Origin of the sequence: Microcystis aeruginosa NIES-2549 (assembly GCF_000981785.2) — a bacterium.
Classification (GTDB): domain Bacteria; phylum Cyanobacteriota; class Cyanobacteriia; order Cyanobacteriales; family Microcystaceae; genus Microcystis; species Microcystis aeruginosa_C.
Window position 1 is genome coordinate 1,154,650 of sequence record NZ_CP011304.1, and the last position, 16,838, is coordinate 1,171,487.

The following is a 16,838-nucleotide window of genomic DNA, read 5'->3' on the forward strand; positions in this document are numbered from 1 at the left end:
CAGAATCGGCTCTCTTGGATTTGGTAGGTAAAATGTATTCTAAGATACATTCCTCCTAGCGAGGGGATGGAACGAACCACAAAGACACAAAGGACACAAAGATTGATCGATCATATAGTAAGTTAAACTTATCACACACAACCTAGAAGAGCCTCGGAATCTCTTCCCTTCTTACTATACCCTTCTAGCTTCAGAAAAATATCAGGATGGAGCGAGATATAGTAATATATAATTAATCCGATTTGTGAAGAGATGGTGGCTTAAGCCTTGCTAACCCAGCCGACGAATTGCCATATAATACAAATGCCCGCTATTATAGAATTATATTTTTCCCTTTTAACTTAGTCCTATGGTTTCACAACTAGATAAAACTAACGTTACTGAAATTATCTACCCCGATAGCGATAGTCAACCCATGGCCGATAATACCTTGCAATTTCGTTGGATCACAACAATTAAAACTAATTTAGACTGGCTATTTCGCGAGCAGTCTGATGTCTTTGTTGCGGGGGATTTACTTTGGTATCCCGTGGAAAATGATAATAAACTGCGTCAAGCGCCAGATATCATGGTGGTTTTTGGGAGACCAAAAGGGGAAAGAGGTTCCTATCGACAATGGCTAGAAAATAACATTAGTCCCCAGGTGGTTTTTGAAATCCTCTCTCCGGGTAACACCCTCACGGAAATGGCCAAAAAACAGCTATTTTATGACCGTTATGGGGTCGAGGAGTATTATCTTTATGATCCCCATAAAAACGATGCCAGTGGTTGGATAAGAGGCGAAAATCAGCTAGAAATTCTGGAAACTCTCGATAATTGGGTTAGTCCCCGTTTAGGTATTCGTTTTCAGTTGGGGGAACCAGAAATGTTGCTTTTTTATCCCGATGGACAAGCTTTCACCAGCTATAACGAGGAAAAACAACGAGCAGAGGCTGAAAAACAACGAGCGGAAAGATTAGCCAAGAAACTGCGGGAATTGGGCATTAATCCTGACCAAATCTGAGAGAATGTTTCTGGGCTACTATTAAAAACGGATTTGCTCTGGGAGTGCCTATTGACTAGAGGTAATACCGCGCTGACGTAATTGGTCGATAAAAAATTCTTCCAGGGAAGCACGAGCTAAATTAAGACTAATCAAGCGAGCATCCATACTAGACAGGGCAGCCAGAAAAGCATCGGGTTCTCCCTGTAATTGTCCGTGCCAACAATTATCGCGCCAATGCAAACCGAGGAGCCATTGCTGTAGTTGCTCCTCCCTACCACCTTGAACAATCACCTGATAGACATCAGCACGACCGAGAATTTGGTCGAGGGAACCGACACAGAGTAATTCTCCCCGGGCCAACAGAGCAATGCGATCGCAAATTTGTTCCACATCGGAGAGAATATGAGAGTTAAAAAAGATAGTTTTCCCCCGTTGTTTGAGAGATTGAATAATTTCTCGCACCTGATAGCGACCGATAGGGTCTAGTCCCGACATCGGTTCATCGAGAAAGACTAATTCTGGATCATTGATTAATGCTTGAGCTATACCGATCCGTTGCATCATCCCCTTAGAATATTGACGCAATTGTTTTTTCTGGGCAGTTTTGCGGTCTAATCCCACTAAATCCAATAATTCAGGAATGCGTTTTTTCTGCACAGAAGAGGGAATCTTAAAAATGCCGCCGATTAATTGTAGGAATTCCCAGCCGGTGAGATAGTCGTAGTAGTAGGCATTTTCGGGAAGATAGCCGATGCGTTGCCTGACCGAGCGATCGCCAATTGGCTGACCGAGAATCAAGGCCCGTCCGGAAGTGGGTCGGACAATCCCCAAAAGGGTTTTTAAGAGCGTGGTTTTGCCTGCACCGTTCGGGCCTAATAATCCAAAGGTTTCCCCCTCATGGACAATTAAAGTACAGTTTTTCAAGGATTCGATTTTTTTATTTAACCAGAATCCCGTCCGATAAGTTTTTTGTAAGTTTAACGCCTCTAGCACAGTTTGACGGCTGGTATTCGTCATTGTTTTGGAGTCATCTGAGACAGAATACATGGGTTTTACATCCCTTTTCCTAGACTTTGCTTCTATTATCCCCAAATTGTCATCAGCAATGTCAACAGTATCAAAATAGCACGATTTTGGAACCCAGAAAAATTCCAAACGGTCTTGAGAAGGGGTATCAGTGCAGTTCCGGGCTATGACAAGCTTTCTTCTCTGGCATTGGTGTGAATTAGCCGCTAAAATCTGTTAGACAGGTAACTTTGACACTTGAGCGGCAACTGGTACAATAGGGCGAACACTCACGGAAACCAGACTCTTACACAAACACAGCATGAAACAACTCCTCACTTGCCTTAATTCCCTGACAGTGGCCAGTGTAGCCACTATCGCTTTGGCCTATCCTAGCATCGCTCAAGTTAATCTCTCCGTTTATCCCGCTCCTTCCTCGTCGAACGAATCCATAGAATTATACGTTCCCCCGCCGGAAAACAATAACATCGATAATACCTGTACTCAATTGATTGGGGCAAATATCGATAAAATTATCAGTCAAGCTCCCAATCAGTGGGGTATATTAATCGAATCTCTTGATCGCCAAACAGTTATTTATAGTCATAATGCCGATCGCTATTTTATCCCTGCTTCTAATACAAAGTTATTTACCACGGCTGCCGCTTTACAGGTGATGAACCCGGAAACGACAATTCAGAAAAAATCCCTGCGCGATTGGGTTAATATCACTAATCAGAGAAGTAATAATTTCTACGCTGACACTCTTTTTCGCTTTATCGGCGGTGCTAAAAATGTTACTGCCATCTTGGCACAATTGGGTATCAATCCCAGTGGTTTTCGTTTAGCCGATGGTTCGGGATTATCCCGCCAGAATACCGCTACTCCCCGCTCAATCGTGGAAATTTTGCGGGTGATGTATTATTCTCCTAATCGCGATACTTTCTATGCTTCCTTACCGGTGGCGGGTATTAGTGGCACCCTGAGAAACCGAATGCGCCAGACGGCCGCTACTGGCACAGTTTACGCTAAAACTGGCACTCTTACCGGTGTGCGGGCCCTATCGGGTTATCTAGAAAACCCCAACCAAGGACCGATGTTATTTAGCATTATCGTTAATAATCAACGGGTTTCCGGACAGGCTCTGGTGAAAGCGATCGATACTATTGTTCTACAGATGACCGAATCTCGTTCCTGTCAAGCTCAGTAAATCTCTCGTAAAAATCCCCAATTGTCCTGATCAGCTGTCCGCGCATTTAAATTGCTTGTGGAGATGAGGCAAGAGTAAAGGTTAATAATAGCCATAATCTGCCTCAGTTTGGGTTTGGGTTTGGGGGGAGAGATATTCAAAATTGGAAGGATCTCGCAGAAAACGAAATATTTCCTCTTCGAGACGATGAATTAGATAGGGTTCTATGGAACTAGAATCGCGTAAACAGGCTAAATAGCCTTCTACATATAGCCGGATCTCATCAAAACGGGAGCCACGGTGCCAAAGATCCACCATGTCATCGGTTAGTCTTTGATAGTAACGAATGGATTGGGTATCTTGGAGCATGGGCAGTAGAACAAAAAAAAGAGAGTGGGGGTAAGTGTTTATGGATCATCGTAGGGAGAATTGCTATTCTCGGTTCCCGATACCTCTATTGTACTCACCAAATCGGCAAAACACAGACAAGAGAATTTTCAGTGATCAGTAAAGGGTGTGGGGTGTGGGGTGTGGGGTGTGGGGTGTGGGGTGTGGGGAGAAGGGAGAATAAATAAAGGCAATCTCCTGAATCCTGTCTCCTGAATCCTGTCTCCTGTCTCCTGCCTTCGTATAGATTATTCATAGTTTCTTTGTCTTTTTGCCCGTTCAATTTCTGCTTGTAGTTCTGCTATTTGTCGCTGCAATCTTTCGCTTTCCCTATCATTAGCATCAACATTAATCGAGCTTTTTACCCCTGTTTTGGCATAGTTTCCCCGGCGAATTTGACGATAGGATTCCGAGTTAAACCATTCCTGTAGATAATGCACTCTTTCTACGGAAAAAGGATGAGTTAAAAAGGAACCATTACCGCCATTATAAATGATAAATTTATAAATCTGGTTTAAGTTATCTTGGTCTAATTGTCGGTAGGCTTCCCCTTGGCGAATAAATTCTTCTAAGTTGCATTCATGCAGATATTTTTGACTTCCTCCTGCACATTTCATTAAAGTTCTCAGGACTAAATTTAAATCATCGGTAACTAATAAAGCGGCTCTGTCTGCGGATAATTCGGCTTTTCTGCGCCATTCATAAAAGGCATAAACTAGACCGGTAGTAATGGCTTTTCCTAGTCCTAAGGTGATGTCTCCAAGCAAATTAGCCGCCCCCATCACCCAAAAAGAAAGTTGAATTAAAATACTATGATCGCATTTTAAATGACCTAATTCGTGGGCAAGAATTACTCGAATTTCTTCTTCATCTAAGAGGTCTAAAAGGGCAGTATTAAAGACAATATACGGATGTTCTGAACCCAAAGAATAGGCATTCGCTGAAGGGTTTTGACTGACATAAAGATTCGGTTCTGGGGACATATCTAAATCCCGCAGACATTGGCGATAGATGCCGTATAAAGTGGCGTATTGACGCGGGCCGACTTTTAGATCATTGCCCATCAATAAAATTTGCTGGGGACGTTCATAGAGATATTCGGAAAAACTTTTCGCTAATAAGTCAAACCCCGGAACTGATCTTAAGGCCTGTTCAGCCTGCTGATCTAGGGGATGTTTAAAAGCTTGACTGGAGATATCAGGATAAGTTGGCATATTAATAAAACCTCTTGTAAAAATCAAAAATTGTTTTTAGGGTTAGGCTTCGGTCGTCGGTCGTTAGTAGTTATGAGAATTAAGAATGAATAATAATCAATTAAATGGTTTATTTACAGATTTTAGACAATTTAATCCTTATTTTTGCCATTTTTGAACCCTCAAAAATTAATTATTCAAGAGTTCTATAGAATAAAAAAGTCAAAATTTGTCCTAAATTGAGCCTATACAAATGCTTGATACATCGGTTATATTAAAGATGAAGTATAACCTAATTTGGTATCGACGGCTGACTCCTCAAAAGGAAAACTTTGTACTTCACCATTAAGATAAATGCTATATACCGTAGCATTAATCATTGTAATAGAAGTTAAAATCTTTTAAGGCTAATATTCTCTGCTTATTTAAGCGATAATGATAGGCCACACGAAACTTTAACTTTTCCCAGTCGCTTTTTTGAATTTTGTTTTTACCAGAGGAAAACTTAAGATGTTCGACAAATTCACGCTCGATCATGTCAGACCATTCGCTAGGATAAGTAGGTAAACCTGCTTTCGCCGCGGCTAACCCCATTACTGGACCATCTGCACCATGAAGGCGGTGTATTTCTAAATATTTGGCAATTATTCCCCAATAATAAATGAATTCTTCTTCTTTTTTGCGATTTTTTCCGACAGCAAAGATAAATTCCCCAACATAGGGAGTGTTTTCAAAATCTATATCCAACTTCTGCGCCACTTTCTCATAATAAGGAATATTTTCGGGTTGATAACGAGTTAGATGAGCTTTTAGATTTTTGATTGTGCCGAAAACTCCGTCAAGATTATTAAATTGTTCAGGAAACACTAAGGATTTTATTAATCGAATATCCGTATCAATTTGAATAGTCATGTCGTAGCGTTCTAAGGCTTTCTCAATAGCAAAACGCCTGTCATTATAGGGAAACATGATACTATCCTGAATATGTTTAATGGCAATTACGTTACTTAAATCTTGAAAATCCCTTGGCTCATCAGTCAATATCAGATATTGAATACCGGGATGGTATTTTTCCAGATCCCGCGCTACGTTGACTGCACAGGAACGATACTTTTTGCCGAGAGCTAAACCGCAAAAACAATAACTATTCATTAATCACCGTCTGAATTTTTGTCTAGGTTCAGTCTAGCTTATCTTAGAAAATTCGTCAATACAAATCGTCGTTTTCGGGGTTAATTTGGTCAAAATAGGTTTTTAATTCGGCAAAATTATAGACCTGTGGGAGAAATGAGCTTTATTCTTGTTAACTATCCTTAGCAACAATTCCTAGATTCGATAACAAAACTTGTAGGTTAGTTTGCACGGTAGCGGGTTGGTATCTCTTAATAGTTTCTAGGGAATTATCAGCGAGTTTTTGCCACAATTGCATATTATCATAGAGTTCGATCACTGCGCGGGCAAATTCCTCGGCAGTATCGGCAATTAAAACATCCTGATGGTCGATTAATCCCATACCTTCGGCCCCAATTTTTGTGGTAATAGTGGGTAATCCTAGGGAAAGACTTTGACCAATTTTACCCTTCATTCCCGCACCAAATCGCAGGGGAGCAACAAAAATACGACTCTTTTGAAAATAGGGTTCTACTTCGGGAACATAACCAGTAACAATCACTTTATCACTGGCTAATTCCTTCACTTCATCCTTGAGGTTACTTCCCAATAAATTAACGGTAATATCAGGACGGGATGCCCAAACTAAGGGCATAATTTCTAAACATAACCACTTAACTGCATCAATATTAGGAGGGTGATTATAGCTACCAATAAATACTAAACCCGATCGCTGGTCAAAGGCAACTTTTTCTGACAGGGAAATTTCTTCATGGATATTGGGGATTACCCAAACATTTTTCACTCCCAAAGAGGATAAAACCTGTTTTTCGTCTTCGGTTACTACCACGGTTGCTTCTGCTTGGTTAGCATAGTTTAACTCTAATTTCTGATAGGTTTCCCAACTCCAGCTAGTATTTTGGTAACTGGGATCGAGATAGTCTTTTTGTCGTTTTAAACGTAGAAAATGTAGGTCAATTGTATCATAAATAATTGGCACTTTTGTTTTTAAGCGAATTAAATCCATATACTTATCGCACAATTCGGGACGACACAACCAAACTCCATCTATCAGGGGTAAATATTTGATTAATTTTTCTTCTAGATTATATCTTTGCGCTGTGCCATAAATAACTTCAATTCCCATCTGTTGCAGTACAGAAGTATAGGGTTGTTCAGGATAGCCATTATCGGGAAAGAAAATCACTGAATAGCCTAAATTGAGCAGTAGCTTAAGAATATTTAATAAACGCACACAGCCGGATTCTCGATCGTATAGTGGAACGTAGGAATCGATGACTAAAATTGTCGGTTTTCCTTGTAAACGTCGGGCAGCTTTGGGGACATTATTAGCATCGTTATCTAGGTGTTTAGTTAATACCTTTGACCATTTTTCTCGAAACTTAGTTTGATTAATAACTTGATATTGTTTTGTCCCACTGGAAAGGTCTGTTCCCGAGGTGATTCCTTCGTAGTGAATGACGTTAGATTGGGGTTGATAGAGAACTTGATAACCCAATTCTCGGAGGGCAAAACATAAGTCTGTATCTTCGTAATATGCGGGGATAAAGTCTTGACAAAAACCACCCAATTGTTTAAATAAATCCGTAGGAACTAATAAACTGGCCCCCGAACAATAGTCCACGGGACGCACATAATTATATTCTGGTTCATCGGGACTATCTAAGCGTCCATAATTCCAACCATCGGCAGAATTCCAGATAATTCCCCCCGCTTCTTGTTGTTTACCATTAGCATAAATTAATTTAGAACCCACCGCACCAATTTGGGGATTATTGATAATTAATTTTAATAAACTTTCTAAACAATTTTCCAGAATTCTAGTGTCATTATTGAGAAAATATAGGTATTGACCTTTTGCTTGACTAGCCCCATAATTACAGGAACGAATAAACCCAGAGTTTTCTGCATTAGTTAATACTTTAATTCCTTTAACTAAAGTGGCTAATTGTTCTAAGGTGTCATCGCTGGAAGCATCATTAACGATAATTATTTCATAGGCTAAATCAGAACTTAGGTTAACACTCAAGGATTCCAGACAGTTAAAGGTGTAGGCAAATTGGTTATAAACAGGAATAATAATCGAGACTAAAGGATCATCACTACTGGCAATTTCTAGGGGCCGGGGTTCGGCTAATTTAGCACTTTCGATCACCTGTTCTTCAAATTCAGAATAACTCTTTCCTGTAAGAATTTTAATAATTTTTCGTTTCGTCTTTTTGAGTGCTGGTTTCCATCCTTCCTCTTGGAGACTAAAGACAAATTTTTTGAGCAGTTTTTTAACTTTAAAAATAATCATTATTACCATAAATACTCCTCTGGAGAAAACCAATCTTGTGCTAAATTTAAATCTCTTTCTGTTCTAATATAGCGTTTCCTAAGCTAGTGAGGTACACATATTTTTCTTCCCTTTTGACTTTTGCCTCTTGCCTTTTGCCTAAAACCCATAACTTTTGTACCTCAGCAGACTGAAAAACGCTATAATAGCTCCTTCCTTTAATTGTTGCTTGAGGTAGTTTCTCTGTGGTTCCATAATATATAATTTAATCGCTTCATTAATTAAATTATTATATTCTTTTTCAGGATAATCACTACTTGCCAACCATCGATCGAGAAGTTGCATGGTATCTTCAGGGAGAGTTATCTGAAGTTGTCTGGCCATTTTGTTTTTCCTAACCATATCTAGATAATAACAATTATAAACCCCTAGGGCGATTTTAGTTGCTGTCGGGATAAATTCTCGGGGCTGCGGCGATTAATTTTTGAGTGTAGGGGTGTTGGGGATGGCTAAAAATCTGTTCAGTGTCACCCATTTCAACTATTTTACCCGCAGTCATCACCGCAATTCGATCGCAGAGGAATCTCGCTAACCAAAGATCATGAGTTATAAATAAATAAGTGAGATTAAATAACTTTTGTAACTCTAACATTAACTCTAAAACCTGTGTCTGAACACTAGCATCAAGCATACTAACCGGTTCATCACAAATAACTAATTCTGGACGAGTAATTAAAGCGCGAGCAATGGCTACCCTTTGCTGTTGTCCTCCCGATAACTCCCTAGGATAGCGTCGATAAAACTCCTCTGTTGGTGTTAAACCGACTCGCTCTAACATTTCCAAAACCTGCTTTTTAGCGGTTTCTAGACTAATTTTTTGATGGATCAAAAGCGGATCAGCGATACTTTCTCCCACCGTCATTAGAGGATTGAGACAAGCGAGGGGATCCTGAAAAATCATCTGCATTAAGCGTCTTTTTGGTCGCATTTTTTCCCCCGACAAGGGGGTTAAATCTTCTCCTAAAAATTCCACTTTTCCCCCGGTGGGTTTAATTAACTGTAATAGGGTTCGCGATAGGGTACTTTTCCCACATCCCGATTCCCCAACTAAACCGAATATTTCCCCTCGATACAGTTCAAAATTCACTTCATCCACCGCTTTAATAAATTTCTTTTCTTTCTTAAAAAAACTATCTAAAAAGTTACCTTCTAGGGTATAATACTGTTTTAAATTATCCACCTTTAACACCGTTTCTTTACCTTGAATTGCTGTTAATTTTTCCTCCCGCAGCTGTAGGTGTAAAGCAGCGGCCAAAAGAGAACGAGTGTAGGGGTGTTCAGGTGTATTAAAAACTGTTTTTACCGCTCCCGATTCAACAATTTTGCCCCCCTGCATCACCGCTAATCGATCGCAATATTCTCCCACCAGCGCTAAATCATGGGAAATTAACAATAATCCCATCTGTTCCTCGCTACATAAACGCTTTAATTCCCGCAGAATTTCCGCCGAAACCGTCACATCTAAACTGGTGGTGGGTTCATCGGCAATAATTAACTTAGGGTTTAATAATAAAGCTAAAGCAATAGCCACTCTTTGGCGCATTCCCCCGCTAAATTCGTGAGGATATTGGGACCAACGATTAGCGGGAATTTTCACTTTTTCTAGGACAGTACAAGCTTGACTTTTAGCTTGACGATAGGTTAAATTTCCTCGATGGGCTTGCAAAGTTTCCACACAATGATCGCCAATAGTCATCAGCGGATCCAGTCGCGTCATCGGATCTTGAAACACTAATCCCACCGCTTCCCCGCGAAACTTTTCTAACTGTTTGCTAGACAAAGATAAAAGCGATCGCCCTTCAAAGGTAATCTCCCCTTCCACATGAGTGCGATTAGGTAATAACCTTAAAATAGCCTTACCGATGGTCGATTTTCCACAACCAGATTCACCCACTAATCCCAGAGTTTCCCCTTTGCCTATACTAAAAGATACCCCATCGATCGCCCAAGCGGGAGAACTTAATTCGGTCGGGTAGGCAATTTTTAGGTCTTTAATTTCCAACATGACGCGATCGGTAAAGATAAAAGTCAGGACTTAGGGTCAAGTATGCCACACAAACGGCGATCGAGCATTTAATTACTGATCGACAACTTCCCCTAACAAAACCTGACAATACCCCTTTAAAGTCGCCACTCGCTCGCTAATTATCCGTAAACGCTTCTCCCGTCCTTGCCGGGCCGAGGCCAAAAATAACCAATCCGTCTCCAGCAATCGCCAGGACCGATATAGTTCCGTCTGGACCGTGCGCCAACGATTAGCCACCTCTGGGCTGAAATTGTCATCATTTAGTGACAATATCTCCCCCTCTAGACAGCTTTGTAAAGCTTGAAAAGATTGTAACCCCGTGGAGGCATCCCCATCCAGAAGGGCAAGACTGAAATCCTCCAGTTTTCTTAACAAAGATTCGTAGGCTTGATGGTAATTTGTCGGTAGCATCCAATACAAAGCGCGTTAGAATTTGTTACATAAGATTAACGATTTGCCGTCACGGTTGCAAGTCCTCTCTCCTCCCAATCAGAGACAAAAACTTAAAAGAATCGCGTCTTTTTCGCCGATCGATCCGATGCCAGTGTTAGAGAGTTAAGTAATCTGGCATCCCTTCGGCCTAATAGTTTTCCAGTTATCCGTCTCCTCCCCCCCCTATTATCCCCCCGATCTAACCATGAACGCCATCACTGCCATCCAACCAGAAACCCTCACCGCCCTTCCCCGGGCCACGGAACCGAAAAAAGCGTTAGTTTTACCCGATTGGCTGAAAGAATGCCTAATTACCTACGAAAACGACCCCCAGAATCCCGATAGCGATTTAATCTGTCGGGCCTTTAATTTCGCCCACAAACTCCACGAGGGCCAGTATCGCAAATCCGGGGAACCCTATATCGCCCATCCCATAGCTGTAGCGGGATTACTGCGGGATCTGGGGGGTGATGGGGCAATGATCGCGGCGGGATTCCTTCACGATGTGGTGGAAGATACGGAAGTCACCCCCGAAGAAATCGAGGCTAGATTCGGTGTCGAGGTGCGTAATTTGGTGGAAGCGGTGACAAAACTCTCCAAATTCAACTTTTCTAGTAAAACTGAACGGCAGGCGGAGAATTTTCGCCGAATGTTCCTGGCGATGGCTCAAGATATCCGCGTCATCGTGGTCAAATTAGCCGATCGCCTGCACAATATGCAAACCCTCGAACACCTTAACCCGCAACAGCAGCAACGCATCGCCCTCGAAACTAGAGAAATCTTTGCTCCTCTGGCTAACCGTTTAGGGATTGGGCGATTTAAATGGGAATTAGAAGATTTATGCTTTAAATACCTCGAACCCGATGCTTATCGCACCGTGCAGTTATTGGTATCGGAAAAACGTATCGATCGAGAGGCCCGCATCGAAACCGTCACTAACACATTGCGGGAAAAATTGCAAGAAATTGGCATAAAAGTTCTTGATTTACAGGGTCGCCCCAAACATCTCTACGGCATCTATCATAAAATGCACAATCAAGGCAAAGAATTCGAGCAGATTTATGATATCGCCGCCGTCCGCATTATCGTCGAAACTAAAGAGGAATGTTATCGTTGTTTAGCCGTAGTTCATGACCAATTTACTCCGATTCCTAACCGTTTTAAAGACTATATCGGTTTACCAAAAGCTAACCGTTATCAATCCCTCCATACTACCGTTGTTGGTTTAAATGCCCGTCCCCTAGAAGTGCAGATTCGCACCCTAGAAATGCACCATGTTGCTGAATACGGGATTGCCGCCCATTGGAAGTATAAAGAAACTGGTTCTAGTCAAACAACTTTAACCGCCGCCGATGAAAAATTCGCTTGGTTGCGTAATCTTCTTGACTGGCAAAAAGACCTTAAAGATGGTCAAGAATACATGGATGGCCTGAAAAATAATTTCTTTGAAGAAGATATCTATGTTTTCACCCCCAAAGGTGATGTGGTGGCCCTGGCCCAAGGCGCAACACCGGTAGATTTTGCCTATCATATTCATAGCGAAGTAGGTAATCAGATGAAAGGGGCAAGGATTAATGGTAAATGGTCAGTTCTTGATGCTCCCTTGCAAAATGGTGATCTGGTGGAAATTCTCACCAGCAAGAATAGTCACCCTAGTTTAGATTGGTTAAATTTTGTCGTTACTCCTAGCGCCAGAAATCGCATCCGGCAATGGTACAAAAAATCGCGACGAGAAGAAAATATTAGCCGGGGTCGTGATTTATTAGAGAAAGAATTGGGTAAAACTGGCTTCGATGCCCTGCTGAAATCGGAACGAATGCAATCGGTGGCTAAACAGTGCAATTATGTGGCAGTAGATGATTTATTGGCGGCTTTGGGTTACGGCGAACTTACCCTAAAAAATGTGGTTAATCGTCTGCAAGAAGCGGTTAAAAATCAACAGGAAATTTTAACGGTCAAAAATCCGCCCGATGTCCTGACTGATTCCCAATTGATTCTACCACCTTCTCCCGTTCAAAGGGCTTTACCTGTTACTAAATCACCGATCGCCGGTGTGGAGGGATTAGTCTATCGTTTAGCCGGTTGTTGTTGTCCTTTACCAGGAGAAAATATTACTGGTATAGTCGCCCACGCGGGGGAAGGTATTGTTATTCACCGTCAGGGCTGCTCGAATGTGGAAAAAGCCGAAGCTGAACGCTTAATTCCTGTTAGTTGGAACCCCGTAGATGAGCAGGGACGTTATCCAACTTATCCGGTAAATATTCAGATTGAAGTGATCGATCGCGTTGGGGTTTTAAAAGATATTCTCTCTCGTTTAAGTGACCAAAATATTAACGTTCGCAATGCCGGAGTTAAGACTAATTTCGGTAAACCCGCTTTAATTTCCCTGAAAATTGAAGTAAAAGACCTGCAACAATTTGAACGCTGTGTTACTCAAATTAAGCTGATGAGCGATGTTTTAAACGTTCGTCGCATCAGTCAGGTAAAAAGCGATCGAGAGTAGGTTAAACCTAGAATTCCTGCTGATACTCAATACTAAATCTGGTTGACACAAACCACTTTTAAGGTCTTAGAGAACGGGGACAAACAATCCAAAACCTAAAATTTTCAGTTCTGACTGCATAACCCATCAGCAGCCAAAAATAGACATGGATTGTTTCTCCCTGCTCCGATGCTCGCCACTCTGCCATCCCTTTTAAACAGAATTTATAGAGTTGCGTAGTTTGTAAATGAGTGACATAGTTTTAACTATTTTTAGTTAAGAAAATAGGGCATTTCTCATAAAGATGAAGTATAACCAGAAAGGGTAATGAAAACCTCTATATCAAGGTAGTAGGGTTGATTCATGAATCAACCCTACGAATCAACCCTACGAATCAACCCTACGAATCAACCCTACGAATCAACCCTACGAATCAACCCTACGAATCAACCCTACGAATCAACCCTACGAATCAACCCTACGAATCAACCCTAGGAATCAACCCCCCTTATCAAGGGGAGCAGGGGGGATCAAACCTAAAATCCATTTTTAATTTAATTATAACCAGCTACTTAGGGTTTTCTGAAAAAGTTTTTACTGGAGGCAGGGTGTAGAATAAAATTTCCCGGAAGCAATCTTTTTAATGTCTCATCGCTTCTATTATTTTCATGGTTTCGACGCTGACAGTACAGACTCTTTGTAGTAAGTCAATTACTGTTTCTTTATAATCGGCGAAGCGATAATTATTAAATCTTTCGGCGATGGTTTTATCTTTGGGTTTCTTTTCCTTATATTGATCTAATATCCATTCTAGGGCCGAACGATTACCGAGTTTATATTCCCAAGCAATTTTGGGAATATCTTGTAGGAAAGTGATATCATCAAGGTTGATGTAATTTTTTTCTCGGTCAGCTTTTAGTTTGGTTTTGGGTTTGAGGTTATTATTAGTATCAATGCGGGTTAGTGGGTAGGGTGCGACGGTTTCATAGTTGATGTGTAATTCCATTAGTTTGCTTCCCCATTCTACCCATTGAGAGAAGTTATCATAAAAGGGAAGTCGCGGAAATTCTCGCTTAAGATTTAATTCGTATTTACTGCGATATTCCGGGTAGTGGAGGACTGCATAAGTGTAGTGGAAGATATCGAGTTTGGTGATGGTTTTATCGTTGTAATGTTTTTGGAATTGCTGCAATCCCCAATCGGTGATATTATCGATACGGTTTCCTTCTTTGTCGTAGTAGTAAAGAGGGAGACATTGGGTACTACCCCCACTAACTAGCAAACAAGCAAGATCAATAATATGATTTGATACAAGAGATACAAATTTGTCTGAACCGACATTTAAGCCAATTATGATATTATTAAATTCATTGTTAAAAATATTAAACCATTGATAAGTCATTCCGTTGAAATGCTTGTCAAAATAGAGCCATTGTTTTGTGTATGGACGATAATAACTCATCAACATATTAGCATCGTTAAATACTTTTGAGATTCTTTGAGAAAGATACTTAGTTAATTCTCGATCCCACTTAATCTGATTTCTTCCTTGATAATTTTCATCTTTAAAAGTTCTCTGATAAACATCTACAAAAAACATCATCTTTGCTTCTAGTTTATCTCTTGAAAAATCATAAACCCACTCATCTCGCTGAGTTTTAAGTCCTGACGAAAACAACTTAAACACAGCTTTCTCAGACTTGCCACTTTTTACCTCCTTATCAATCAAGGGTAGCAGTTGATTAAAGTCATTATCTGATTGATTGAGCCAATTATGTTTTTTATCTGGGATGATATGCTCAAAATCAAGCTGATTAAGTTTTGTCGATGACAAAAACTCTAATTTTTGCGCTGCTGTATCCAATTCAGGACGGCGAGTATATAAAATTCGACAAGGAAGATTATTACTTTCTCGCTTCACAATCAAACTAATCGCCACCCCCGTCTGAATACCGAAAACATTATGAGTTGTCCCTGAAAGTTTAGGATTTTTCCTGACATTACCACCTAAATCAATGATATAAATTTCACTAAACTCATTCTCTACTACTTTTCTAAATCCATCATAAGCCAACGCATCGATAAAAGAAGAGTTAGATACAAAAGCAATGATACCATTTTTATTTAATCGATCAGAAGCCCAACGAATAAAACGAGTGTACATATCATAGACGACAATTTGATTCTGTGCCTTACCTTCTTTGACATAACTATATTTAATGCGCTTGTCAATCTCTTCATAACTTCGATTTGCATTATCTTGATTAAAATTATCCTGCTTGGCATTATAAGGAGGATTACCAATAATTACAGAAATATTGCGGTCATTTTGATTGTGAATCCGTTGGGTATTCTCCGCCGACATAGCAAACAAATCCATCTGCTTGATATTAGAAGAAGCATGGTCCAGGGTATCGACAAAACAGATATGCTCAAACTCCTCATACTCACCCATCTTCTGCTTATAGGTGAACTCAATATTCAAATTCGCAATATAATAAGGCAGAATTGCCACCTCATTACAGTGCATCTCATGCTTATACTTGTACCGTAACTTATCCTTCGGTAAATACTCAATCAACTCCGTTACAAAAGTTCCTGTCCCCGTCGCCGGATCTAAAATTTCTACTCCTGGATCCGCCAACAACTTCCTAAAATGCTTGTGGACTAAATAATCGACACTTTCAATCATAAAACGGACAATTTCATTGGGTGTATAGACAATTCCCAACCGGTCCGCCGCTTTCGGATTGTATGCTTTATAAAAATTCTCATAAATCGCCTTGAGAAACTTCTGCTTTTCGTGGTGGTTATAAATATTCGCCGCCGTCCGCCGAATTACCGCATAATAACGTTCAATAGTCCCTAAAGTATTGCGCTTGGTATTACCAGTAAAGAAAGTTTCAATCACTCCCTGTAATTCCCTGGCGATATTATTTTCCCGGTGAAACTGGGACTCATTAAAAATATTGATAAAAATATCCTCTGTCAAGATGTGCTGAATAATCATCTCTCGCACATCTTCCAGACTAATTTCTGGATTGATTGACTTGCGACAAATCTCTAAAAATTTGTCCCGCGCTGTCACAAAATTACGATTCGTCTCCGATTGTCGCGCAATTAAACCCCGCAACGCTTCTAAAATTGTTGGTAAATCTTCCTTAAAACTATCAATCGCCTCTCGAAAATCCTCAACCTCCGGACGTACATAATTAATAAAAGCATTAATAATCCCATCCAAAGCCTCATCATCGCGCATGGAGACGCGCAGTCTTTCCTCTCCTCCTTGAATTAAAACCGCCGTCTGGGAGTCTTCAAATAAAATATTGTCATTAGGGTAGCCTTTCGCTAACTTTTTCTCAATTTCCTCGTCTAAATTATCGTATTGATCCTTACTTTCCCAATAACCCCAATCTAACCGTAAAGCATCCTTTACCGTCCCGTCAGGATAGACAACTTTTCCCGACTTAGTGCGATAATCCAACTCCGGAATTAACAAAAAATCCCGCGCCTTGCAATAGTCATTTAATAAATTCTGAAAAGCGACTCTAATCGAAGTTTCCTTGCGACTGCCGCCATATTGGACAATCTTCTCAACTTCCGCCTGATACTGGCTGATTAATAATCTAGACATGGGCTTAGAGGAGGTAAATTAAGTAGTTAGTCGTAC

General features: G+C 40.6%; 12 protein-coding genes. 3 read left to right on the forward strand and 9 right to left on the reverse strand.

All coding sequences use genetic code 11. The features are described from left to right. Positions 1 to 349 precede the first annotated feature (349 nt). Entirely contained in the window at positions 350 to 1,003 is a 654-nt protein-coding gene (locus myaer_RS05590; RefSeq protein ID WP_046661325.1) for a Uma2 family endonuclease, read from the forward strand. A 48-nt stretch (positions 1,004 to 1,051) separates the two neighbouring features. Here the strand turns inward: myaer_RS05590 and myaer_RS05595 are convergent, their stop codons facing one another. Beyond that, positions 1,052 to 2,032, reverse strand: a complete 981-nt coding sequence (locus myaer_RS05595; protein WP_046661326.1) for an ABC transporter ATP-binding protein — start codon at positions 2,030 to 2,032, stop codon at positions 1,052 to 1,054. Positions 2,033 to 2,312: 280 nt separating this feature from the next. On the opposite strand from myaer_RS05595, the gene dacB reads away from it, so the two are divergent. Continuing rightward, entirely contained in the window at positions 2,313 to 3,200 is an 888-nt protein-coding gene (gene dacB, locus myaer_RS05600; protein ID WP_046661327.1) for a D-alanyl-D-alanine carboxypeptidase/D-alanyl-D-alanine-endopeptidase, read from the forward strand. A gap of 81 nt (positions 3,201 to 3,281) precedes the next feature. On the opposite strand, the gene myaer_RS05605 is transcribed toward dacB, so the two are convergent. The 7 genes from myaer_RS05605 to patD form a co-directional block, all read right to left on the reverse strand. Next, positions 3,282 to 3,548 carry a DUF6761 family protein gene (locus tag myaer_RS05605; protein WP_002739044.1) on the reverse strand — a complete coding sequence of 89 codons (267 nt, stop codon included), beginning with the start codon at positions 3,546 to 3,548 and terminating at the stop codon, positions 3,282 to 3,284. A gap of 266 nt (positions 3,549 to 3,814) precedes the next feature. Further along, positions 3,815 to 4,780: a M48 family metallopeptidase gene (locus myaer_RS05610; RefSeq protein WP_046661328.1), complete on the reverse strand. Its 966-nt coding sequence runs from the start codon at positions 4,778 to 4,780 to the stop codon at positions 3,815 to 3,817. Between the two features lie 351 nt (positions 4,781 to 5,131). Further along, positions 5,132 to 5,911 (reverse strand): hypothetical protein, encoded by a 780-nt coding sequence (locus myaer_RS05615; protein WP_046661329.1) that lies wholly within the window; start codon positions 5,909 to 5,911, stop codon positions 5,132 to 5,134. Positions 5,912 to 6,062: 151 nt separating this feature from the next. After that, positions 6,063 to 8,198, reverse strand: coding sequence for a glycosyltransferase (locus myaer_RS05620; protein WP_046661330.1), 2,136 nt, complete (start codon positions 8,196 to 8,198; stop codon positions 6,063 to 6,065). 129 nt (positions 8,199 to 8,327) lie between these two features. After that, positions 8,328 to 8,552 (reverse strand): hypothetical protein, encoded by a 225-nt coding sequence (locus myaer_RS05625; RefSeq protein WP_046661331.1) that lies wholly within the window; start codon positions 8,550 to 8,552, stop codon positions 8,328 to 8,330. A 55-nt stretch (positions 8,553 to 8,607) separates the two neighbouring features. Beyond that, positions 8,608 to 10,233 (reverse strand): dipeptide ABC transporter ATP-binding protein, encoded by a 1,626-nt coding sequence (locus tag myaer_RS05630; RefSeq protein WP_046661332.1) that lies wholly within the window; start codon positions 10,231 to 10,233, stop codon positions 8,608 to 8,610. Between the two features lie 72 nt (positions 10,234 to 10,305). Then, positions 10,306 to 10,665, reverse strand: coding sequence for a heterocyst frequency control protein PatD (patD, locus tag myaer_RS05635; protein WP_046661333.1), 360 nt, complete (start codon positions 10,663 to 10,665; stop codon positions 10,306 to 10,308). 226 nt (positions 10,666 to 10,891) lie between these two features. Between patD and myaer_RS05640 the strand changes: the two genes are divergently transcribed. Beyond that, positions 10,892 to 13,189 (forward strand): RelA/SpoT family protein, encoded by a 2,298-nt coding sequence (locus tag myaer_RS05640; RefSeq protein WP_046661334.1) that lies wholly within the window; start codon positions 10,892 to 10,894, stop codon positions 13,187 to 13,189. 619 nt (positions 13,190 to 13,808) lie between these two features. Here the strand turns inward: myaer_RS05640 and myaer_RS05650 are convergent. Then, the gene (locus myaer_RS05650; protein ID WP_046661336.1) at positions 13,809 to 16,802 is read right to left on the reverse strand and encodes a type ISP restriction/modification enzyme; all 2,994 of its coding nucleotides are present in this window, start codon (positions 16,800 to 16,802) and stop codon (positions 13,809 to 13,811) included. Between the last annotated feature and the right edge of the window lie 36 nt (positions 16,803 to 16,838).